22 protein-coding genes are annotated in these 22,101 nt (G+C 66.9%); 12 read left to right on the top strand and 10 right to left on the bottom strand.

All coding sequences use genetic code 11. From position 1 onward, the window contains the following. Nucleotides 1–86 precede the first annotated feature (86 nt). The 6 genes from MRAB57_RS17790 to MRAB57_RS17765 are packed head-to-tail and all read left to right on the top strand — an operon-like array spanning nucleotide 87 to nucleotide 5,307. On the top strand, nucleotides 87–1,094 hold the full coding sequence (locus MRAB57_RS17790) for a Rieske 2Fe-2S domain-containing protein (protein ID WP_077088522.1): 1,008 nt from the start codon (nucleotides 87–89) through the stop codon (nucleotides 1,092–1,094). Next, nucleotides 1,091–1,720, top strand: coding sequence for a cysteine hydrolase family protein (locus tag MRAB57_RS17785; protein WP_077088521.1), 630 nt, complete (start codon nucleotides 1,091–1,093; stop codon nucleotides 1,718–1,720). The genes MRAB57_RS17790 and MRAB57_RS17785 overlap by 4 nt, the downstream gene beginning before the upstream one ends. Next, the gene (locus MRAB57_RS17780) at nucleotides 1,717–2,337 is read left to right on the top strand and encodes a PaaI family thioesterase (RefSeq protein ID WP_077088520.1); all 621 of its coding nucleotides are present in this window, start codon (nucleotides 1,717–1,719) and stop codon (nucleotides 2,335–2,337) included. Before MRAB57_RS17785 ends, MRAB57_RS17780 begins: the two co-directional genes overlap by 4 nt. Before the next feature lie 8 nt (nucleotides 2,338–2,345). Beyond that, on the top strand, nucleotides 2,346–4,001 hold the full coding sequence (locus tag MRAB57_RS17775; RefSeq protein WP_077088519.1) for an acyl-CoA synthetase: 1,656 nt from the start codon (nucleotides 2,346–2,348) through the stop codon (nucleotides 3,999–4,001). Between the two features lie 14 nt (nucleotides 4,002–4,015). Beyond that, on the top strand, nucleotides 4,016–4,486 hold the full coding sequence (locus tag MRAB57_RS17770; RefSeq protein WP_077088518.1) for an SRPBCC family protein: 471 nt from the start codon (nucleotides 4,016–4,018) through the stop codon (nucleotides 4,484–4,486). Beyond that, nucleotides 4,483–5,307, top strand: a complete 825-nt coding sequence (locus MRAB57_RS17765; protein ID WP_077088517.1) for an SDR family NAD(P)-dependent oxidoreductase — start codon at nucleotides 4,483–4,485, stop codon at nucleotides 5,305–5,307. The genes MRAB57_RS17770 and MRAB57_RS17765 overlap by 4 nt, the downstream gene beginning before the upstream one ends. Here the strand turns inward: MRAB57_RS17765 and MRAB57_RS17760 are convergent. Further along, nucleotides 5,276–6,730, bottom strand: coding sequence for a coniferyl aldehyde dehydrogenase (locus MRAB57_RS17760; protein WP_077090663.1), 1,455 nt, complete (start codon nucleotides 6,728–6,730; stop codon nucleotides 5,276–5,278). The genes MRAB57_RS17765 and MRAB57_RS17760 overlap by 32 nt on opposite strands. 188 nt (nucleotides 6,731–6,918) lie before the next feature. On the opposite strand from MRAB57_RS17760, the gene MRAB57_RS17755 reads away from it, so the two are divergent. Genes MRAB57_RS17755 through MRAB57_RS17740 form a run of 4 tightly spaced genes read left to right on the top strand, consistent with a single transcriptional unit; the run spans nucleotide 6,919 to nucleotide 11,347 of the window. Then, nucleotides 6,919–8,130, top strand: a complete 1,212-nt coding sequence (locus MRAB57_RS17755) for a cytochrome P450 (protein WP_077088516.1) — start codon at nucleotides 6,919–6,921, stop codon at nucleotides 8,128–8,130. 22 nt (nucleotides 8,131–8,152) lie between these two features. Next, the gene (locus MRAB57_RS17750) at nucleotides 8,153–9,370 is read left to right on the top strand and encodes a CaiB/BaiF CoA transferase family protein (protein ID WP_077090662.1); all 1,218 of its coding nucleotides are present in this window, start codon (nucleotides 8,153–8,155) and stop codon (nucleotides 9,368–9,370) included. Further along, nucleotides 9,367–10,173, top strand: a complete 807-nt coding sequence (locus tag MRAB57_RS17745; protein WP_077088515.1) for a thioesterase family protein — start codon at nucleotides 9,367–9,369, stop codon at nucleotides 10,171–10,173. Before MRAB57_RS17750 ends, MRAB57_RS17745 begins: the two co-directional genes overlap by 4 nt. Nucleotides 10,174–10,198: 25 nt before the next feature. After that, nucleotides 10,199–11,347 (top strand): thiolase family protein, encoded by a 1,149-nt coding sequence (locus MRAB57_RS17740; RefSeq protein ID WP_077088514.1) that lies wholly within the window; start codon nucleotides 10,199–10,201, stop codon nucleotides 11,345–11,347. 136 nt (nucleotides 11,348–11,483) lie between these two features. Here the strand turns inward: MRAB57_RS17740 and MRAB57_RS17735 are convergent, their stop codons facing one another. The 7 genes from MRAB57_RS17735 to MRAB57_RS17705 form a co-directional block, all read right to left on the bottom strand. Beyond that, a complete protein-coding gene (locus tag MRAB57_RS17735) occupies nucleotides 11,484–12,677 on the bottom strand; it encodes an acyl-CoA dehydrogenase family protein (RefSeq protein ID WP_077088513.1) in 1,194 nt (397 codons plus the stop codon). A 25-nt stretch (nucleotides 12,678–12,702) separates the two neighbouring features. Then, a complete protein-coding gene (locus MRAB57_RS17730) occupies nucleotides 12,703–13,767 on the bottom strand; it encodes an acyl-CoA dehydrogenase family protein (protein WP_077088512.1) in 1,065 nt (354 codons plus the stop codon). 2 nt (nucleotides 13,768–13,769) lie between these two features. Beyond that, complete coding sequence (locus tag MRAB57_RS17725; protein WP_077088511.1) at nucleotides 13,770–14,621, bottom strand: amidohydrolase family protein; 852 nt, start codon at nucleotides 14,619–14,621, stop codon at nucleotides 13,770–13,772. Next, nucleotides 14,618–16,237 (bottom strand): acyl-CoA synthetase, encoded by a 1,620-nt coding sequence (locus tag MRAB57_RS17720; protein WP_077088510.1) that lies wholly within the window; start codon nucleotides 16,235–16,237, stop codon nucleotides 14,618–14,620. Before MRAB57_RS17720 ends, MRAB57_RS17725 begins: the two co-directional genes overlap by 4 nt. Before the next feature lie 12 nt (nucleotides 16,238–16,249). Then, nucleotides 16,250–17,452 (bottom strand): amidohydrolase family protein, encoded by a 1,203-nt coding sequence (locus tag MRAB57_RS17715; protein ID WP_077088509.1) that lies wholly within the window; start codon nucleotides 17,450–17,452, stop codon nucleotides 16,250–16,252. A gap of 19 nt (nucleotides 17,453–17,471) precedes the next feature. Continuing rightward, nucleotides 17,472–18,314, bottom strand: a complete 843-nt coding sequence (locus MRAB57_RS17710; protein ID WP_077088508.1) for an enoyl-CoA hydratase — start codon at nucleotides 18,312–18,314, stop codon at nucleotides 17,472–17,474. A gap of 217 nt (nucleotides 18,315–18,531) precedes the next feature. Further along, nucleotides 18,532–18,804 carry a GlsB/YeaQ/YmgE family stress response membrane protein gene (locus tag MRAB57_RS17705; RefSeq protein ID WP_077090661.1) on the bottom strand — a complete coding sequence of 91 codons (273 nt, stop codon included), beginning with the start codon at nucleotides 18,802–18,804 and terminating at the stop codon, nucleotides 18,532–18,534. Nucleotides 18,805–18,882: 78 nt separating this feature from the next. On the opposite strand from MRAB57_RS17705, the gene MRAB57_RS17700 reads away from it, so the two are divergent. Beyond that, complete coding sequence (locus MRAB57_RS17700; protein ID WP_077088507.1) at nucleotides 18,883–19,158, top strand: hypothetical protein; 276 nt, start codon at nucleotides 18,883–18,885, stop codon at nucleotides 19,156–19,158. Nucleotides 19,159–19,187: 29 nt separating this feature from the next. Here MRAB57_RS17700 and MRAB57_RS17695 read toward each other — a convergent pair whose 3' ends face one another. Together MRAB57_RS17695 and MRAB57_RS17690 are read right to left on the bottom strand one after the other, a co-directional pair. Next, nucleotides 19,188–20,195, bottom strand: coding sequence for a dihydrodipicolinate synthase family protein (locus tag MRAB57_RS17695; protein ID WP_077088506.1), 1,008 nt, complete (start codon nucleotides 20,193–20,195; stop codon nucleotides 19,188–19,190). 34 nt (nucleotides 20,196–20,229) lie between these two features. Further along, nucleotides 20,230–21,027, bottom strand: a complete 798-nt coding sequence (locus MRAB57_RS17690) for an SDR family NAD(P)-dependent oxidoreductase (protein WP_077088505.1) — start codon at nucleotides 21,025–21,027, stop codon at nucleotides 20,230–20,232. A gap of 254 nt (nucleotides 21,028–21,281) precedes the next feature. On the opposite strand from MRAB57_RS17690, the gene MRAB57_RS17685 reads away from it, so the two are divergent. Continuing rightward, complete coding sequence (locus MRAB57_RS17685; protein WP_077088504.1) at nucleotides 21,282–22,085, top strand: TetR/AcrR family transcriptional regulator; 804 nt, start codon at nucleotides 21,282–21,284, stop codon at nucleotides 22,083–22,085. The last annotated feature ends 16 nt before the right edge of the window (nucleotides 22,086–22,101 follow it).

Below are 22,101 nucleotides of genomic sequence, written 5' to 3'. Positions count from 1 at the left end.
AGCTCCTTGCCGCGCGTGCGGGGACTCTGCTGAAATCTATACTGTAACGGACTTAGTATCAGCCAAACTACTACGGGAGCGCAGCCGTGAAGGTCCCATTCACCTGGAAAGTCACCGGGTGGTTCATGGTCGGATGGTCGCCGGAATTCCCCGTCGGCGAGGTCCGGCCGCTGCACTACTTCGGCGAGGATCTCGTCGCCTACCGCGACGAGTCCGGCGAGCTGCACGTGCTCGAGGCGCACTGCAAACACCTCGGCGCGCACATCGGCCACGGCGGCAAGGTACTCGGCGACTGCGTCGAGTGCCCGTTCCACGGGTGGCGCTGGGGCCCGGACGGCACCAACCGCTACATCCCGTATCAGCCCGACAAGCCCAACCGCGCGCTACGGCTGCGGGTCTATCCCGTCGCCGAGCAGTACGACTGCGTGTTCGTCTGGCACCACCCCGACGGCCTCGAGCCGCAGTGGGAGATGCCGGACATCTTTCACAAGTTCCCGCAATTCGAAACGGATCCGGCCGCCTACTACCGGGCCTACCCGGAGTTCTCCCGGCGCGCGGAGCGCGAACCGGTGCATCCGCAGATCGTGGCGGAGAACGCGCCCGACAGCGCGCATTTCGAGTACGTCCACCACGCCACCGTGACGCCGCGGGTCTTGGATTGGAAGATCGTCGACCAGGAGTGGCAGTTCATCGCCGGCTGGCCGGACGCGCGCAGCGACAACCCCGACGACCTCGCGTTGCGGTTCCACAGCCACCTGTTCGGCCTCGGCGGGGCGATCAGCGTGTTCGAGGGCGCGCAGAATCACCGGCTGATCTTCACCTGCACGCCGGTCGACGACGAGTGCTCGGACCTGTTCTATTCGATCTGGTGGCCGCGAGTCCCGGGCGATGACGCCGCCGTGCCGGAGGGCAAGCTGCGCGACCTGATCGAAAACCAGTTCCTGTCCACCGTTTTCGACGATCTGCAGATCTGGCGCTACCAGAAGTATGTGGAACGTCCGGCGCTGTCCAAGGTGGACGCGAAAGGCTATATGGCACTGCGGAAATGGGCGGCGCAGTTCTACGACGCAGAGCCCGTGGGCGCCCCAGCATGACGGCGGGGCTGGCGGGGTTGGCCGCACCCGAGCACACCGCGATCGTCACCCAGGAGTGTCAGGGCGCGGTGATGGGTCCCGACGCCGGGCTGGCGATGCTCGCCGACGAGGCGCGCCGCGAGGCGCTGCCCAACATCGCACGGTTGCTGCCCGCGGCGCGAGCGGCCGGGGTGCGCGTGGTGCACTGCCTGGTGCAGCGGCGGCCCGACGGGTTGGGCTCCAACCACAACGCGAAGATCTTCGCGATGGGCGGCGGCAATCGGGTGGACATCACGCCCGGCACGCCGGGCGCCGAGCTGCTGCCCGAATTAGGGCCGGAGCCAACGGATTTGGTGCTGCGCCGCTGGCACGGCGTGGGTCCGATGGGCGGCACCGACCTGGACGCGGTGCTGCGCAACCTCGGGGTGTCGACCATTGTCGTGGTCGGCGTCTCGCTGAACATCGCCATCCCCAACCTCGTCATGGACGCAGTCAACGCCGCCTACCGGGTGATCCTCCCCCGCGACGCGGTGGCCGGCATTCCCGCCGAATATGGTGCAGCGATGATCGCCAACACGCTGTCGCTGCTATCCACCGTCACCAGTACCGACGACCTGCTCCAGGCATGGGCCGAAGGACCGCGATGACCGAAACGGCACCGGAGGTGCGCGGCGGATTTCCCGACGTCAGGCCGGTCGAGGACGCCCCCGACGAACTGGGCCCGTTCGTCGCAGCGCTGCGCCGCCTGCAGGACCTCACCGTGTCCAGCAAGCCGGACCCCGCCCTGTGGGCCGCCGCCACGGAGCACCTCGAGAACGCCTGCGCGCTGCTGGACGGCCACCAGGTCCCCGAGACCGAGGCCGTGGCCGGCCGGGTGCTGACCCTGCCGGGGTTGGCCCATCCCCTGATGCCGCCCTGGCTGGTGACCGATTCCGGTCCCGACGGCGTCACGATGGCCGGTCATTTCACCACGGCGCATATCGGCGGGAACCGGGCCGTGCACGGCGGCATGATCCCGCTGTTCTACGACTGGCTGCTCGGGATGGTGGTGTCCACCGCGGACATCCGCCCGACCCGCACGGCCTACCTGCATGTCGACTACCGCAAGATCACCCCGATCGACGAGCCGCTGACGGCCCAGGGCCGCATCTCTCGCGTCGACGGCAGGAAGGTTTTCATTGACGCTACTATGACATCTGCCGATGGAAGCCTGCTCAGCGAAGCCAACGGCCTGATGGTCCGTTTGCTCCCGCACCAGCCGTAAGAGGGACGATGTCAAAGAACGCAACACAATTCACGGTTCCGGCCGTCGCGAAGGCCGTCGCGGGCGCAATCGGAGACCGCGAGCTACTGATCCAGGGCGAACAGCGATACACCTACGCGCAGGCGGTCGAGCGGGCGAACCATCTCGCCGCATACCTGCACTCCCGCGGGCTGGGCTGCCACACCGAGCGCTCTACCCTCGGCGGCCACGAGGCGGGCCAGGACCTGCTCGGCCTGTATGCCTACAACGGAAACGAGTTCGTCGAGGCGCTGCTCGGCGCTTTCGGAGCGCGCGTCGCCCCGTTCAACGTCAACTTCCGCTACGTCAAGAGCGAGCTCGCCTACCTGCTCAAGGATTCCGGCGCGACCGCCCTGCTCTACCACGCCGCGTTCGCCCCTCGAGTGGCCGAAGTGCTGCCCGAGCTTCCCCAGCTGCGCGTACTGATCCAGATCGCCGACGATTCCGGCAACGAATTACTCTACGGTGCAACCGATTACGAGGACGCCATCGCGCAGGGCGCACGGCTGGCGCAGCCGGAACTGCAGCATTCACCCGACGACTTGTACGTCCTGTACACGGGTGGCACCACGGGCATGCCCAAGGGCGTGCTGTGGCGCCAGCACGACATCTTCATGACGTCGTTCGGCGGGCGCAATCTGATGACCGGTGAGCCCTTCGGCTCCATCGACGAAATCGTGGCCGCGTTGGCGCCGGGGCCCGGCACCAAGTTGATGGTCCTGCCGCCGCTGATCCATGGCGCGGCCCAGTGGAGCGTGATGACGGCGATCACGACGGGACAATCCGTGGTCTTCCCCACCGTCATCGACCACTTGGACGCCGATGACGTCGTGCGCACCATCGAACGCGAGAAGGTTTCGGTGGTGACCGTGGTCGGCGATGCGATGGCGCGTCCCCTGGTCGCCGCCATCGAGAAGGGCATCGCCGACGTGTCGTCGTTGGCCGTCGTGGCCAACGGTGGCGCGTTGCTGACCCCGTTCGTCAAGCAACGGCTGATCGAGGTGCTGCCGAGCGCGATCGTGGTCGACGGTGTCGGGTCCTCGGAGACCGGCGCGCAGATGCATCACCTGTCGACGTCGGGTGCCGTGTCGACCGGCACCTTCAACGCCGGGCCCGACTCCTTCGTGGTAGCAGAGGATTTGGCCACGCTGCTCCAACCGGGCCACGAGGGCAACGGCTGGCTGGCGCAACGGGGTTACATTCCGCTGGGCTACAAGGGCGACGCCGCCAAGACGGCCAAGACCTTTCCGGTCATCGACGGGGTGCGCTACGCGGTACCCGGCGACCGAGCGCGGCACCACGAGGGCGGCCACATCGAATTGCTGGGCCGCGACTCGGTGACCATCAACTCCGGCGGCGAGAAGATCTTCGTCGAAGAGGTGGAGACCGCGATCGCCTCGCACCCGGCCGTGGCCGACGTGGTGGTCGCGGGCCGGCCGAGCGAGCGCTGGGGCCAGGAAGTGGTCGCGGTGGTCGCGCTGGCCGAGGGGGCGGCTGCCGACGCCGACGAACTGGTGGCCCACGCGTCAAACTCGTTGGCGCGCTACAAGCTTCCCAAAGCGGTGGTATTCCGTCCGGTCATCGAGCGCAGCCCGTCGGGCAAGGCCGATTACCGGTGGGCGCGTGAGCAGGCGGAGAATGGCTAAACCTGGGAGTGACAATGGCGTTGCTGCAGAAGGACGAGACCGTGAGCGCGTCGACCGAGGTGCGAGCCTCGCCCGACGAGATCTACGCCCTGGTCTCTGACGTCACCCGAATCCCGCAGTGGAGCCCTGAGACGGCCCGCGTCGAATGGCTTGCGCCCGATCGGTTTCGGGCGTGGAACCGCCGCCGGCTGGGCAGGTGGCGAACCACCGCGCGCGTCGTCGAGGCCGAGCCCGGACGCCGGTTCGCCTTCGTCGTGCAGGCCATGGGTGGCGACTGGACGCGGTGGACGTGGGACATCGAACCCGTCGGCGGCATGACCCGGCTTACCGAGACGTGTCAGATGTGCGTCCCACTGCCGCTCGGCGCCCTGGCCTTCGAGAGGCTCTTCCTGTTCGTGTGGGACCGCCGCACGGACCTACAGCGCAACATTGCGCTTTCCGTGGACCGCATCCGGGGGATCGTCGAAGCAGGAGTGCAGGCATGAAATACCAAGGGCACGTTGCCGTCGTCACCGGGGCCGGGTCGGGCATCGGCCGGGCGCTGACCCTCGCGCTCGCGCGCGACGGGGCACACGTGGCCGCCTCCGATATCGACGCCAGGGGCCTGGCCGAAACCCGGGAGGCCTGCCCGGCCGGCCGGGTGTCCACGTATGCGCTCGACGTCACCGATCGGGCCGCGGTGCTCGCACACGCCGACCAGGTGCGCGGCGAACTCGGTCCGGCCTCAATGCTGTTCAACAATGCCGGGGTGGACCTGTTCGCCGGTGTGGCCGACATGTCCTGGAAAGACCTCGACTGGCTGATCGGGATCAACATCGGCGGGGTGCTCAACGGGACCAAGGCCTTCCTGCCGCAGTTGATCGAGGCCGGCTCGCCGCGCCGGCCGTCACGATTGGTCAACCTGTCCAGCGCCTTCGGGCTGATCGCGGTTCCGTATCAGGGCGCCTACAGCATGTCGAAGTTCGCGGTGCGCGGCCTCACCGAGGCGCTGCGTCAGGAGATGATCATGGAGAGCCGCCCGGTGACCGTGCACTGCGTGCACCCGGGGGTGGTGAAAACCAACTTCGGGGCGAATATGCGCACGGCGGACGGCGAGGATCCCGAGATGGCGACCAAAATGTTCGACCGCGCGGCGCTGACGTCCGCCACCAAGGCGGCCCGGCTCATTCTGCGCGGGGCCGACAAGAACCGCGCCCGGATCCTCATCGGGGCCGACGGCCGCGTGATGGCGGCGATGCCGCGCCTGCTTGGCGCGGGATACTCGGGGCTGCTGGCTAGGGCCGGGAAACTGGCCGACTCGCGCTGAGCCGACGGCGGTTGCGGGCCTTCGTTATTCGCATCATGACGTCGGCATACATCAGCATCGGCTTGCCGAACGGCGGCGCCGCGCTTCCGGTGACGCTGAACGGCAGGTCGCTGCCCACCACCGTCCGGTGATGGCTGAACGTGTCGAAGCCGGCCTTGCCGTGGTAGGCCCCCATCCCGCTGCGGCCCACCCCGCCGAACGGCGCCGCCGACGGAATCATCTGTGCGGCAAAGTCGTTGCGGGCCACGCCGCCGCTGCGGGTATTGCGCACGAAGGCGCGGAAGTCGGCATCGTCTGGCCCGTACCAGTAGGCCACCAGCGGCGCCGGCCGTTGATTGATGTAGTCGATGGCCTCGCCCAGTTGGGCATATCCCTTCACGACGAGGACAGGGCCGAAGACCTCCTCGTTCGCGATCTTCATGGTGTCGTCGATATCGCGGACGATGGTGGGCGCGATCTTGCGGGTGCCCGGGTCCGGCAGCAGCTCCCCTTCCGGTGCAACGGTTTCCACGCTGGCGCCGTTGGCCCGCGCGTCGTCGACCAGACCGACGACGCGGTCGAAATTGGCTCGGTTGACCGACGAGCAGTAGTCGTCGTTGGAAATGATGCTGCCGAACATGCCGCGCAACGTGTCCCGCGCGGTGTCGACAAACGCCTCGAGCCGATCCTCCGGAACGAAGACGTAGTCGGGGCACACGCAGACCTGTCCGCCGTTGACCATGCGGCCCTGCGCGATCCGCGTTGCCGATCGGCGGACATCGGCGTTCGGTGCGACGACGACGGGGTTCTTGCCACCCAGCTCGAGGGTCACCGGGACCAGATTTTGCGCCGCGGCCCGTTGCACCTGGGCACCGACCGACGGCGAACCGGTGAAAAACAGGTGGTCGAACGGCAGCGACGAGAAGGCGGCCGCCACCTCGGGTCCGCCGGTGACGACGTCGAGCTCGGTCTGATCGAAGTAATTGGGTGCCGTCGCCCGCATCAGCTCGGCGGTGTTGGCGGTGACCTCCGACATCTTGATCATCACCCGGTTACCGGCCGCGAAGGCGGTCGCCGCCGGCAGCACCACGAGATTGAGGGGAAAGTTCCACGGGCCGATGATTCCGACCACCCCGAGCGGGGAGGGCTGCACTTCGGCGCGCAGTCCGCCGAGGCGCGCCGCCCGCATCAGCTTGGTGGCACGCATCCATTGAGCGACATGGGATCTCGTGTGCTCGATGACCGAGACCATGCCGATCACCTCGGTGAACAAGGTGGCGGCCTTGGAGCGGGTGCCGAAATCGGCGGCCATCGCGTCGACGAACGCGTCGGTGTTGTCCAGGACCAGCGCCATCAGTCGGTCGATCCGGTTGCGGCGGATGCCGACACCGGGCGGCCCGTCCCGCACAAAGGCTTGTCGCTGCCGCTGCAGCGTGGCGCCCATGGCGGCACGTTGCCGATCGGCGATGTTGTCAGCGTGTGCATCGACTGTGCTCATGACCCACCTCTTGCGACCGCGGTTCTGCAGGGATAGAACTAACACCCTGCCGATATTGCCTACTGTAATAATTACAGTAGGATTCTACGCAAAGGACTGCCCGCTCGGGCTGACATCGAGATCCCGGAGATCAGGTGACGACCCACGTTCACGAGGCCGCCGGAACCGGCGACCAAACCGTCGACCAGCGCGACCCCTACCCCTACTTCGCCCGCAAGCGCCGGGAGTCGTCCGGCGTCTTTCACGGCACCGTCATGGACTATTCCAAGACCCCCGAGTCGCTGATGCCGAAACGTGAGTACTCCGCGGTGTCGTTCAACGCGGTGAACACGGTCTTTCGTGACGGCCGGATCTTCAGCTCGGCGCCCTACGACAAGACGATCGGCCTGTTCATGGGTCCGACCATTCTCGCGATGGAGGGCAAGACGCACCGCGAGCATCGCAACCTGGTGTCGGCGGCGTTCAAGTCCAAGGCGCTGGCCAAGTGGGAACCGGAGATCGTGCGGCCGATCTGCAACGAGCTGATCGACGAATTCATCGACAAGGGCGAAGCCGACCTGGTCCGGAATTTCACCTTCGAGTTCCCCACCCGCGTGATCGCCCGGCTGCTGGGGCTGCCGGACGATGACGTCCCGATGTTCCGCAAGCGGGCCGTGCAGTTGATCAGCTACCACGTCAACTATGAGCGGGCCTTCGAGGCGTCGGCGGCCCTCAAGGATTACTTCCAGGAGCAGATCGACAAGCGCAGATCCAAGCCCACCGAGGACATCATCGGCGACCTGGTCTCCGCCGAGATCGACGGCGAAAAGCTCAGCGACGAAGCCATCTATTCGTTCCTGCGTCTGCTGCTGCCCGCCGGGCTGGAGACCACCTACCGGTCCTCGGGAAACCTGCTGCACCTGTTGCTCACGCATCCCGACCAATTCGCCGCGGTGCAGGCGGACCCGGAGCTGATCCCCAAGGCGATCGAGGAGGGTCTGCGCTTCGAGACACCGCTGACCACCGTGCAACGGTTCACCACCGAAGAGGTTGAACTGGAAGGGATTACGATCCCGGCGCGCGCCGTGGTCGGGGTGTGCATCGGTTCGGCGAACCGCGATGAGCAGCGTTGGGAGCGATCCGAGGAGTTCGACATCTTCCGCAAGGCCACACCGCACATCTCCTTCGCCGCGGGTGAACACACCTGCCTGGGCTTGCACCTGGCCCGGCTGGAGACCCGCGTCGCGATCGGCTGCCTGCTCGGCCGGTTGACCAACTTCAACCTGCTGACCGACGACGACCCGCACATCCACGGGCAGCCCTTCCGTTCGCCGACCGCCCTACCGGTCACCTTCGACGCCAAGTAGGGTCCCGAAAATGGTCAAGGTAATGCAGGGCTTCCGGGTCCTCGAGGTCGCGCAGTTCACGTTCGTTCCGGCGGCGGGAGCCATCCTCGCCGACTGGGGTGCCGACGTCCTCAAAATCGAGCACCCGGTCCGCGGCGACACCCAGCGCGGTTTCCTCAACATGGGCGGCATCCAGGTCGACCCGAACCGGCACCCGCTGATGGAGCATCCCAACCGGGGCAAGCGCAGTGTCGGCGTCGATATTTCGACGCCGGGTGGCCAGGAAGTGATCTACGAACTGGCCAAGACCGCCGATGTGTTCCTCACCAACTACATGCCGTCGGTCAGGCAGAAGAACAAGATCGACGTCGAGCACATTCGCGCGGTGAACCCCAACATCATCTATGCGCGCGGTAGCGCCTACGGCGACAAGGGCGCCGAGCGCGACATCGGCGGCTACGACGGGACGGCGTTCTGGACGCGCAGCGGCGTAGGGTACGCCCTGACGCCCGAGGAATTGGGCGGCGCACTGGGACAGGGCATTCCGGCGTTCGGCGATTCCATCGGCGGCATGTTCATCGCCGGCGGAATCTCGGCCGCACTGCTGCATCGCGAGCGCACCGGCGAGGCCGTCGAGCTCGACGTGTCGTTGCTGAGCACCGCGTGGTGGGCTGCGGGCGCGAGCATGACGCAGGGTATGGAGACCGGCGAAGTGATGCGCACGTTCATGCCGGGCTCCGCCGCCGCGATGTCGGTGAACCCTTTCATGGGCAACTACCTGACCTCCGACGGCGGCACGATCAACCTGTGCATCATCAGCCCGACGGGCTTGATCCGCGACACCTTCGAGCACCTCGGCATCCCGGAGGCGGCCGATGACGAGCGCTTCTCCGAGGTGCTCCCGCTCATCCAGAATGCGAGTGCGGCCGCCGAACTGATCTCAAACGCCTTCGCCGCCAAACCATTTGAGTATTGGCGCCAGCACCTCAAGACGATGAAGGGTCAGTGGGCGCCGTTCCAGAGCCTCATCGACCTCGCCTCCGACGACCAGGCCATCGCCAACGACATGATCTCCGAGGTCGAGCTCGCCAGCGGCGGCGCACCGTTCAAGGTCGTGCGCGGGCCGGTCCAGTTCAACCACGAGCCTCTGGAAACCACTAGGGCCCCACAAGCCTCCGAGCACACCGAGCTCGTCCTGATGGAGATCGGCATGGACTGGGATCGCATCGAGGAACTCAAGAACGCCGGGGCCATCGCTTGACCGACGCCTACTACGAACTTGTCGATCCACACGATTCGCGCGGCGAGAGGTTCAGCCCGTCCGATCATGTGATCAGCACGTGGGGGCCGGGCATGCAGAATGCCGCACCGGTTTCGGCGCTGCTGGTGCGGGCACTCGAGCGCTGCTCACCGCGCGACGACACCAGGTTGAGCCGCGTCGTCGTCGATCTCCTCGGCCCGGTCCCCGTCACCGACCAGTTGTGGGTTCGCGCACGCGTCGAGCGCCCGGGCAACAAGATCGAGTTGCTCAACGCCGACATGCTGGCGCCCGGGCCGGACGGAGAGCCTCGCCCGGTCGCCAGAGCGATCGCCTGGCGATTCCAGCGGAGCGACGCCGAGGAGCTGTTCTCCACACCGACCGCCCCGCTGCGGCCGCTCAGCGAGGGCCGGTCCCGCCTCCCCGACGACGACACCAACCAGACCTACATCCAGAGCCTGGATTGGCGCTGGCTCAACGACATCCTCAACGACTCACCCGGGGAGTGCTGGGCCAGGCCGCTCGTCGACCTCGTCAAGGGCGAGTCCATGACGCCGATGGAGCGGCTGTTCGCGGTGGCCGACGTCGCCAACGGCATGGGCAGCGGGCTCAGCCTCGGCGACTGGACGTTTCTCAACACCGATCTCACGGTGCACGTCCACCGTGTTCCCGAGGGCGAGTGGATCGGCGTCCAAGCCGAAAACCATTACGGGCGAGACGGAGTCGGCGTATCCCGCGGCACCCTGTTCGACGAGCACGGAGCGGTGGCCGCGCTGCAGCAGGCCCAGCTGGTGCGCCGCCGTTAGCGCCGCCTGAGACAAGGAGATACAGATGACCAACGATGTCGCCATCATCGGGGTGGGCCTACACCCGTTCGGTCGCTTCGAGGGCAAGTCGGCGATGCAGATGGGCGTCGACGCCATCCTCGCCGCGGTCGCCGATGCCGGCGTGGCCTGGAAGGACGTCGAGTTCGCCACCGGCGGCAGCTGGACCGTGGCCAATCCGGACGCGATCGTCGGCATGCTCGGGCTGACGGGCATCCCGTTCACGAACGTGTTCAACGCCTGCGCAACGGCGGCCAGTGCGGCGAAGGCGTGCGCCGACGGAATCCGGCTGGGCGACTACGACATCGGCATCGCCGTCGGGCTGGACAAGCACCCCCGCGGCGCCTTCACGGAGGATCCCGCGCTGGTGGGCATGCCGCGGTGGTATGCGGAGAACGGGCAGTACCTGACCACCCAGTTCTTCGGCATGAAGGCGAATCGCTATCTGCACGAGCACAATATCTCCCAGCAGACGCTCGCCAAGGCCGCCGCCAAGAACTTCCGCAACGGCGCGTTGAACCCCAACGCGTTCCGTCGCAAGCCGATCTCCGAAGAAGACATCCTCAGCTCGACGATGCTCAATTACCCGCTGACGCAATACATGTTCTGCGCGCCCGACGAAGGCGCCGCGGCGGTGGTGATGTGCCGGGCCGACATCGCGCACCGCTACACGTCCAAGCCGGTCTACCTGCGGGCCGTGGAAGTCCGCACCCGCCGCTACGGCGCCTACGAGGTCAACACCACCTTCGCGCCGGTCGAGGAGGACGTCGCGCCAACGGTCTACGCCGCGCGCGCCGCGTTCGAGAAGGCCAGCGTCGCACCGACGGACGTCGACGTGATCCAGTTGCAGGACACCGATGCCGGTGCCGAGATCATCCACATGGCCGAGTGCGGATTCTGCGAACACGGCGAGCAGGAGAAGCTGTTGGCCGACGGCGCCACCGAGATCGGTGGCCCGATGCCGATCAACACCGATGGCGGGCTGATCGCCAACGGTGAACCCATCGGCGCCTCCGGGCTGCGCCAGATCCATGAGATCGTCCGCCAGCTCCGGGGAGAGGCCGGCGATCGCCAGGTGCCCGGCAATCCGAAGGTCGGGTTCACCCAGTTGTACGGCGCCCCGGGCACCGCCGCGGCTACCATCTTGACCACCTGAGTTCGGCGAGCAGACGCAGAATCGCACTGCGCGACGAGATTTCACGCGATTCTGCGTCTGCTCGCGAAAGAAAGGGACCCGGCCGCGGGCAACCCGCCGGCGCTCGCGAGCGCGTAAGCGACTGCAGGCGTACGGCTTACGAGACCTTCGCCGCCGGCGGTGCGTAACTGGGCTTGCCCAGCCCGAGCACGTGCTGGGCGATCATGTTGCGGAACACCTCGAGGGTCCCGCCGTAGATCCCGACCAGCGGCGCGAAGCGGTACGAGTACTCCGCGCTGCCGTCATCGGCGGCGCCGTCGGCCCCGAACGGCAGCGCCGCCGCGGCCCCGTGCAGGTCCATCAGCTCCGGCGAGATGTCCCGCATTGTTTGTGCGTTGGCGACGCGTCCGAAGATGCTCGACGCACTCAGCGCCGCCTCGATCCGGGCGAAGCTGCGTCCCAGGCGATATGCCACCGATTTGTCATCGATAGGCCGGTGTCCGTTGGGATCCGGCTGAGCGAGCCGCACCACCGCCTTGTCCAGCGCCGTGGCCATGAAGCCGGCCTGGTGCATCATGATCGAGTTGTCCTGCAGCCCATCGGGTGCGGCCGCCACGGCGCCGTGCTCGACGTTGAGCGGCTCGCGCAGCACCGTCCAGCCGCCGTTGACGTCGCCGAGCCGGTACTTGTCGTCGACCCGGACGTCGCTGTAATAGACGATGTTGGTGCGGTCACCATCGACCGTCCGAATGCCCTGGATCTCGATGCCGGGTAGGTCCAGCGGGACGAGAAACATGGTGAGGCTCTTGTGTTTCCGCGCCTCGGGGTCGGTGTTGGTGATCAGGAAGACGTACTGGCACTTGTGCGCGCCAGTGGTGAACATCTTCGAGCCGTTGATCACCCAACTGTCACCGTCGCGCACCGCGCGCGTCTTGCAAGTGGCGATGTCGGAGCCACCTTCGGGTTCGGTGTAGCCCAGGCACAGTCGGACGTGGCCGCTGAACACCTTGGGCATCACGTCCGCGACGAGCTCGGGTTTGCCGAATTTCTCCACCGAGCGCGCCACCATCGAGGTCGTTCCCCAGGTCACCCACGGCACATGCACGCGGCGCTTCTCCAGCTCCCAGATTCGCCGCTGCACCCGGCTGAACCCGCCGTCGGACGACGGCTTCCACTCCTTTTCCAGGTAGCCGGCGGCGCCCAGAGCCAGATGCACGCCCTCGTCGAAATTGTCGCCGGTCTCGCGGTCGCGGCGCCGGACCTCGTCGGTCACGTGCGTTGCCAAAAAGCTTCGCGCCTCGTCGAAAAAGGCCCTGTCGTCGTCGGCTAGCTCGACGCGGGAGAAATCCATCGGTTGGCTCCTGTCCTACGTTTTCTTAGGCCCGCACGGCCTGCGCCGCGCCTTCGCGGGCGGTCACGATCTCGGCGACGCGCAGGGCGGTGGCCCCGGGGTCGCCCCCGGCCAGCGGCCAGCCCCGGGCGCGCACCAGGTACGCGGTCGCGGCGGCCTCCGACGAAACACCAAGTCCGCCTTGGATGTGCACAGCCATCGTGGCCGCCTTGGCCGCCTCTTCCGCCATGAACACGAACGCCGACGGCGCCAGCTCGGGACGCTCGTCGGGCTCGTTGTCCAGGAACCACGCGGCGCGGCGCGCCAAGTTACGTCCGCTTTGGACGGTAATGGCCATGTTCGCCAGCGGGTGCGAGATGCCCTGCAACGTGGAGATGGGCACACCCAGCGTGTAGCGACTCTTGGCGAACTCGGCCGCGATAGTCATCGTCTCCTCGACCAGGCCCACCAGCGCCGCGGCGGTCAGCAGCCGCCATTCATCCAGCGCGAGTTCGTACTTCGTCAGCGCGTCGGGCCCGCTGGCCACCACCGTTCGGGTGTCGGCGGCCGCCGGGTCCACCCACGCCATCGGCAGCCGACCGATGTTGTCGACCTTGGCCGGGCGGGTGCCGAAGGTCAGCCGCACGATGTCGTCACCGTCGCGCACGATGATGTGGTCGGCGATCGATCCGGTAGGAATCAGGCGCGCACCGGACACGCTGTCGATCCGCGCGTCCAGCGCGGCGAGCTGGTCCCCGTTGACGACGCCCGCGGCCTCATCGCCCAGTGCATCCAGGCTGGCCAGCAGCCGGGCGGCACAGACGTGGTCGATCCACGGCACCGGCGCCAGCGACCGGCCGATCTCCTCGGCCACCAGGGTCAGGTCCACCAGTGTCGCGCCGTCCCCGCCGCACGACTCCGGCAGCGCCATGGTCGTGGCGCCCATCGCGCACAGCCGCTCCCAAAGGTCCTTGTCGAAGCCGGAAGCCTCTGCGGCGCGGACCGTTTCGATCGGGCAGTGCGTCTTGAAAAACTGCTTGTAGACAGTCTGCAAATCGACATGGTGTTCGGACAGGCTGTAATCGATCCTGCGCAGTTCGTAGCGGTCCATCGTCAGTGCTCCTCGTGCGGGTTCTGCGGCTGGGCGCCGAAGAAGAATTCCTCTGCATTGTTATAGAGGTAGTTGTCCAACACCTCGGCGGGAAGGTCCAGGGCGCGGGCTTCGGGGATCACCCGGCGCATCCGCAGCACCGGCCAGTCCGACGCGTAGATCACCTTGTTCGGCCCCCGGGTCCGCATGTAGTGCAGCAGGCTTTCCGGTAGCCGCTTGGGCGACCATGCCGACGTCATCAGGCGCAGGTTCTCGTACTTGATCAGCAGGCGGATCGCGACGTCCCACCACGGGTCGGCGCCGTGGATCATGCACAGCTTCAGTTCGGGGAAGCGCACGCACACCCGGTCCAGGTGGATGGGGTTCTGCACCTCGCCGGGGATCGGCGGCCCGGGGATGCCGGTGTTGACGCAGAGCGGGAGCTCCAGTTCCGCGCACTTGGCGTAGAGCGGGTAGTACACGGCATCGCTGGGCGGGTACAGGCCGTCGCCCCAAAAGCTCGGTCCCACTACGGCATACGCGACCGGCAGGTCGTCGCGGATGGCGGCCAACTCGCGCAGCGGCTGCACGGGACGCAGCAGGTTGATGCCGCCGATCGCCAGGGCGAACCGATCGGGCTTGGCGTCGACGAATTTGCGCGCGGTCGTCGACGGCGTAGCCAGGTTGTCCATCAGGATCGCCTTGCGCACGCCTTGCTCGTCCATCTCGTCGAGCAGCTCCGACAGATCGACGGGCGCGAACATTGATTTCGGGCCCTTGAAGTAGTCGTCGCGAACCTTGAGCATCCAGGTGGGCTGCGACCCGGTCTCGCCGAAGTGCACGTTGAGTAGGCAGTCGATCACTTTTTCGGTCATGCCGGAATCTCCTGTAGTGCAGCCTGCTTGGCCCAGCGGTAGTTCGGCTTGCCGTTGCCGAGGCGCTGAACCTGCTCGACGAACAGGATCACCTTAGGCGCCTTGAAGTGGGCCAGCTGCGACTTGCACAGCGCGGCGAGCTCGGCTTCCTCGACGGCATCGGCGCCCGGTTGCAGCGCGACCAGCGCGACGATCTCCTGGCCCCACCGGTCGCTGGGCCGACCCACCACCAGCGCGTCGGCGACGCCGGGATGCGTGCGCAGCACCTCCTCGACCTCTTCGACGAAGACCTTTTCACCGCCGGTGTTCACCACCAGCGAGTCGCGCCCGTACAGGCGCAGGGTGCCGTCTTTTTCGATGCTCGCCCGGTCGCCGGGGATCACCACCCGCGTGCCGTCGATCTCCGGGAAGGTGCTCTTGGTGGCGTCGGCATCGTTGAAGTAGCCCAACGGGATTCGGCCGCTGCGGGCCACCCACCCGATCTCGGGATCACCCGGTGCCAGGAACCTGCTGCGATCCTCCGATATCACCGCTCCGCCCTCGCGGAACTGGAACGTCTCGCTCTGCGTGCCGCCCGAGCTGTGCCCGAAGCCCATGTTCCCGGACTCCGACGAGCCGTACCCGTCGATGATCGTCACCTGCGGCAGCTTTTCCATCAGCGCGCGCTTGAACTTGGGATTCGTTGCGGCCCCGCCGGTACCGATGCCGTTCAGCGTCGACAGGTCGTAGGAGCCGCGTTGCAATTCGGCGACCAGCGGGCCGGCGTAGGCGTCGCCGACCATGGTCATCAACCCGACCTTTTCGCGCTCGGCGGTCTCCCACACCGCGCGCACGTCCAGCTTGCCCCGGCCGTCGTAGAGCACCACCGTCAGCCCGTTCATGATGGCGGAGAAAGCGGTCCACATGCCGGCGGCGTGCATCAGCGGCGAGACGGCGAACCACGGCGCTCCGCCCCCGCGCACCTTGGCGTGGATCTCGTCGACGCTGGCGTGGTCGGCGCCCACCATCGACGCCACATACATGTCGCTTTGCCGCCACAGCACACCCTTGGGGCGCCCGGTCGTCCCGCCGGTGCACATCATGATCAGGTCGTCGGGCGATCCGGGTGCTGGAGTTCCGGAACCCCCTTGCGCCAGTGCGTCATCCAGCGATACGGCGCCCGGCAGTTCGGCGGCGTCGCTGCCGTCGTCGATCGAGATCAGCAGCTCGGTGCCGTCGGGCGGCAGCACCTCGGCGAACCGCTCACCGAGCGACCGGTGGTAGATGATGCCCCGGGGCCGCACGTAGGACAGCAGGTCTGCGATCTCCCGCGGCGAGTAGCTGTAGTTCACGTTGACCGGGACCACCCGGGCCTTCAGGCACGCGATCACCGCGTCCGGGTACAGGTCGTTGTACATGATGAGCGCGACCCGGTCCTGACCACACTCCCAGCGGTTCAGCGTGTCTCGCTCCTGGTGCGCCCCAAAGCCGTTGGCGCTCAAGAAGTTAGCCAATCCGCTGGTGCGGCTCGCGGACTCGGCGAAGGTGCTGCGCCGCGACCCGCACACCGTCATCAAGCGGTCACCGATGACGTCGGCGATGGCGTCCAGAACTGATCCGACGGTCCATTCACTCACGGGCCGGGCTACCTACGCCGCCACTGTGGTTTTGACGCCCAGTAGGTCCAACGCGTTGTCGCGCATGATCTTTCGGACATCCGATTCGCCGAACGCGGTGAGCTCCTCGGCGAACGACACCGGGGTCTCGAGACCCTCGCCGTGCGGCCAGTCGGAGCCGAACAGGATCTTGTCGACGCCGATGACCTCGGCGAGCTCCGGCAGGTCGTCCTCGTAGTAGGGGGCGACCCACACGTTGTTGCGCAACTGCTCCACCGGGTCCTCGGGGAAGTAGCGGGGCTGGGTGTTGGCCGCCTTCTTGAGGCGCTTGACCAGCCGGTGGACGAAGTAGGAGCCGTTTTCGATGCTGACCGCCTTGAGCTTCGGATGGCGGGTGAACACACCGTGCACGATCATCGAGGCCATCGTGTCGTGGATGGCGCGGTCGTCCAGGAGCACGTTTTCCAGCGGATCCTTGGCGCCGAAGCCCTCGAACTTCGCCTTGCCGCCCCACGCCGCCGCGATGTGCAGATAGCCGCTGTCGGACAGGTGGAATCCCACCGGCACCCCCGCCTCGGCCAGCCGGGCCCAGACCGGGTCGTGGCTGCGATCGCCCAGCGACCGCGGCTTGACCGCACCGGGCACCGGCGCCGGACGCACCAACACCAGCTTGGCGCCGCGCGCCAATACGAAGTCCACCTCGGCGAGCGCCTTGGACGGATCGGCCAGCGAGATGATCGGCGCGGCGATGATCCGGCGATCCGGACGGTCGAAGCCCCAGTCCTCGTCGAGCCACAGGTTGAACGCGTGCACCGACGCCATCGTCGCGTCGATGTCGTGCTTGAGCGCCTCCTCGACGCCGCACCCGAACGTCGGCAGCATGAACACCGTGTCGATGTCCTGGGTGTCCATCACCGCGATGCGGGCATCGCGGTTCTGGTACTCGGGGTGCTCGCCGAGCCGCTCGACCTTCATCAGCGATGCCGGGTCGACGCCCTCGGGGATCTCACCGCGGAACAACAGGTCCAGGCAACCGGGCACGATGATCGGGTCGAAGGTGGGGTTCGGGATGAAGTGGTTGACCTCGCCCCCGATCACGGCCAGGGTGCGCTTGCCCTGACTGACCATCTGCACACCGCGGGCCTTGAACTCCTTGTCCAGGTGGCGGGTGAACGAGTCGACTGGCTCGTAGTAGTGGTTGTCGACGTCAATCGCCTTGTAGCTCAGGCTATTCATGATCTTTCCTTCCCGGGTACTAAGCGTCTGTGGGACTGAGCGCAGGGAACTGCGGGGCCCGCTTCTCGAGGAAGCTGGTGATCCCTTCGATGACGTCCGGCCGCGACATTGCCTCGCGCACCAGGACTTCGGAGAGGTCGTTCGCCGCCACGACATCGCGGGCGTCGTCGCCGTAGACCTGGCGCTTGATCACCGCCATCGATGCCGGCGAGCAGTTCGCGGCTAGGTCCTCGGCGTACTCCATGACACGCTTCATCAGGTCGTCGGCCGCCACGACCTCTTTCACCAGACCCAGCTCGACGGCCTCGTCGGCGAGGAATGTTCGGCCGCTGAGTAGCAAGTCAAGGGCGACGGCCATGCCGGTCAGGCGCGGAAGGATCCAGGAGACGCCGAATTCGGCGATCAGCCCGCGGCGCGCGAACACCGCACCGAACTTGGCGCCGGCGGCGGCGAACCGGACGTCGCACATCAGCGCCTGGGTGAAGCCGATGCCGACGCACGCACCGTTGACGGCGGCGATGACGGGCTTGCGCAGGGTGGTCACGAAGTGGGGTGGCCGCTCGCCGACCAACTCGGCGAGGTTCGTCTCGCCGGCCTTCTCCATCGATTCGCCGACTTTGGCCGCCCCGCCCGACGCGCCCAGGTAGGCGCCGGCGCAGAATCCCCTGCCACGGCCGGTCAGCACGATCACCCGAATCGCGGGGTCGGATTCGGCACGGTCGATGGCGGCATAGAACCCGGCGGCGATGTCGGGGCCCCACGCGTTGAGTCGGTCCGGCCGGTTGAACGTCAGGATCGCGACGCCGCTGCCGGTGGCCTCGTAGAGCACCGCTTCGTCGGAAGCACCGTCGCTGCCGGACATGTCCCGCGGCACCTCCTCATGCTTTAACTACCGAATTCGCTGGGCTTTGTACCCATACTGTATACCTATCGGTAGCGCGTTCCACAACTGCCGCCGGGACCCCGCGAACGCCGGCCAAACAGCAACTTTCGGGGGCCTGAACCGGCGCTCGGGACCGCGTGGCCGGGGCCGCCGCACGGCGCTGGAAACACAACGGGCCGAACGGGATTGGTGGCCGCTACCGGGATGCCCGGCCCCCGGTGATGACCTTGACGATCCCCAGCAAGATGACCGCCCCCGCCAGACACGTCATGAACGAGAACAGCAGGCCGCCGCCGGCCACGTCGACCCCGAACCCCCGCAGCAGAAATCCGCCGATCAGGCCGCCGATGATCCCGACGGCGATGTTGAGCACGACGCCCATCTGGGCATCGGTCCCCATGAGCTTGCTGCCGACCCAGCCCGCCAGGCCGCCGATGATGATCCAGCCGATGACACCGAGAGTGAGCATGGTCTCACGGTATGCCCCGCCGACCGTCTTGGTAAGCCCGCGGGTTTGGGCCGGCATTGCGCGGGTTACCGACACCTCATGAACTCGACGACGAAGAAAATTGCCCACCGCCTGCGGCAGGCGCGGGTGGCCATGCTGCGCACGCAGTTGGCGTTGACCGGCGCCCAGATCCTGTTCTGGTTGACGCTGATCGGTGTCGTCCTCGGCGTCGCGGCCCGGGTGCTCAAGGGCCGGCGCCGCGCCGGTGCGCACGCGGCGGGGAGCACCCCGTCGCCGGCAAGCTTTCCCGCCGCGAGCGACCGGGAGGCGACACCCACCCATTCGGGGGGTGGACAGGCCGCCCAGGGTGAGTGACTTATCCCCTGTGCCGCAACGGTTTTCGCCTACGCGGCAATGAGCCCCAGCCGTCGATAGGCGCTCTCGATCTGCGCCTTGGCTTCGGGCGGAAGCATGGCCTGCGGCGGCCGGGAATCCGGATAGGCGCCGATCGGCAGCCCCAGCAGCGAGGCGGCGTACTTGAACGCGCCACCCCAGTGCGTGAAGTAGTCCGCGCGTCCCGGATAGCAGGTCCACCACGAGCCGATGTCCAGGTCGAACTGGTCCATGCCGGATTCGCGGCCGTAGTCCATCGCCTCGAGCAGCTTGTCGTTAAGCACCAGATCCCAATACTCGGAGAACTGTCGTCGCTGCGGCGTCTCGAAGAGGTAGCCGGCGGTGCCCAACTGCGCCGGGCAGACGATGCCGGCGCGCAACCATCCCGCGCGGTACACGGTCCGGTCACACTCCCAGACCGCCAGGCCGGGCGCCAGCTCGTGCAGCCGGCGGCTCGCCTCCGGGCGGAAGGCGCCCTCCTTGGTGGCGCACACGGCGGGAACCTCGTCGTAGATCCGCGCGCTTTCGGCCGGGGTCAACACGTAGCCCGAGGACGGGGAGTTGAACATGCCCAACGCGATATCGGTGCGCTCGCCGATGTACTTGAAGAACCTCAGCACGCCCTCGCCGCCGTGGGCCTCCATCATCGGCGTCTGGATGTAGGCGATGTCGGCGCCCGCCTGCTGGGCGTGCTGCGTCAGCTCCAGGCAGTCCTTCGCCGACATCGCCGCCGTACACGCCTGCACGACGACGCCCGGGTTCAGGGCGCGCGCCTCCTCGATCGCCACCTCCAACAGGCGTTTGCGTTCGTCCATGGTCAGCGACCAGAACTCGGCGATGCCGCTGGTGCACCACAACATCGGGTGTCCGAGGTCGCCGACGCAGTAGCGCACCAACGTACGATAGGCGTCCCAGTCGATGTCGTCGCCATCCGTACCGCAGAACGGGGTATAGAGCGAATCCCCTATCCCCCGCAGCGCACTGCGCGCCCACGCGCGCGCCTCGTTAGCCGTTGCCATCGTCCACTCCTTCTGTCGGCCAACCGATTTCGGGTCAGGTGAAGTCTGAACCACCATCGACGTTGATGTTCGCCCCGGTCATATACGAGTTGCGGCGCGACGCCAGGAACGCGGCGACCGGCCCGATCTCCTCGGGCAGCCCGGCCCGCGGCATGTGCGCGGGATGCCCGAAGTGCTTGTCGATGGCCTGCATCAGGGCGTACGGGTCGTTGCCGTCGACGTCGACCGACTTCGCCCACCCGACCAGCGATTCGGACGCGATGCTGCCCGGCGAGACGACATTGACCAGGATTTCGTCCTTGGCCAACAACAACGACAGGTTCTTCGACACGCTGGTGAGCATCGACTTGGCGGCGGTATACGCGGGCAGCATCACGCTTTGCCGCTGCGTCGAGTGCGCCGAAAAATTCACGATCCGCGCCCATTCCGCCTTGCGCAGCAGCGGAAGTGCCGTGCGCACGCAGCGCACCATTCCCAGCACACCGTCTTCCACGGATTGCAGCCACTGCTCGTCGGAGAGTTGCTCGAAGTTGCCCGCCGCACCCGGGCCGACGGTGTTGATGAGCACATTGAGCTCGCCGCCCCAGCGCTCGCCGAGTTCGGCGAACGCCGTCGTCACCTGCTCCGCGTCTCCGATGTCGACGGCCAGGCCCACCGCGTCCGGGCTGCCGCGACCCGTCAGGTCTTCGACGGCGCTGTCCAGGACCGCCTGCGTCCGGCCGATCACCGCGACCCGCGCGCCGTCTTCGGCAAGGCAGCGAGCCGTGGCCAAACCCATACCGCGACTGCCACCCACTACGGCGGCCGTGGCATTCGCCAGCCCTAAATCCATGGCTTCAGCCCGGTCATATTCGCCCGCCCAGGTGTATTACCAAAAAGCCTACGATAGGTATTACAGTAGCAGACAGAAAAACGCACGAGAGCCGCCAGAACGGATGGCCACCGGCAACGTTGAGGGTGATAACGGAACGGCGACACGCCGATGTATACGCAGGTGAGAGCCTATCCGCCGGTAGATTCTTCAGTGACCGGTAATAAAGCTCTTTCGACCGCATGTACAAGCTATTTTGACGGAGGTGCCGGGCAGTGGCAAAGCAGGCAACCGGCGATAAGCGCCAGCGGCGCGAACGCGGGTCCATCAATCCCGACGACATCATCAGTGGCGCATTCGAACTCGCGGAGCAGGTGTCGATAGACAACCTGAGCATGCCGCTGCTGGGCAAACATCTCGGCGTCGGCGTCACCAGCATCTACTGGTACTTCCGCAAGAAGGACGACCTGCTCAACGCGATGACCGACCGCGCCCTGAGCAAGTACGTGTTCGCCACGCCCTATGTCGAGGCCAGCGACTGGCGCGAAACGTTACGAAACCACGCGCGGTTGATGCGTAAGACGTTTATGGGCAACCCAATTCTGTGCGACCTGATTTTGATTCGGGCCGCGCTGAGCCCGAAGGCGGCGCGAATGGGCGCCCAGGAGATGGAGAAGGCGGTGTCCAATCTGGTCGAGGCCGGTCTGTCGCCGGAGGACGCCTTCGACACGTACTCCGCGGTCTCGGTGCACGTCCGCGGATCGGTGGTGCTGCAGCGGCTCTACGAGAAGAACCAGTCGTCGGACCTCGGACCGCGCGCCATCGAGGACGCCGTGTCCATCGACCCGGAAAAGACCCCGTTGCTCTCCCAGGTGACCCGCATCGGCCACCGGATCGGGGCGCCCGACGAAACGAATTTCGAGTACGGCCTCACCTGCATCCTCGACCACGCCAGCAGCTTGATCGACGAGACCGCGGGCTCCAGCGGGAAGGCCGCCAAGTCGGCGCCGTCCCGGGCGCGCAAGGCGACCAAGTCGTCCGCGCCGCGGGGACGGGCCAAGGCCGCGGCGGACCGCTAGGCCGCGCCGGAACCTG

This window comes from Mycobacterium rhizamassiliense (assembly GCF_900157375.1).
GTDB lineage: Bacteria > Actinomycetota > Actinomycetes > Mycobacteriales > Mycobacteriaceae > Mycobacterium > Mycobacterium rhizamassiliense.
The sequence above is the reverse complement of the archived record's forward strand: the minus strand, read 5'-3'. Positions and strand labels throughout refer to the sequence as shown.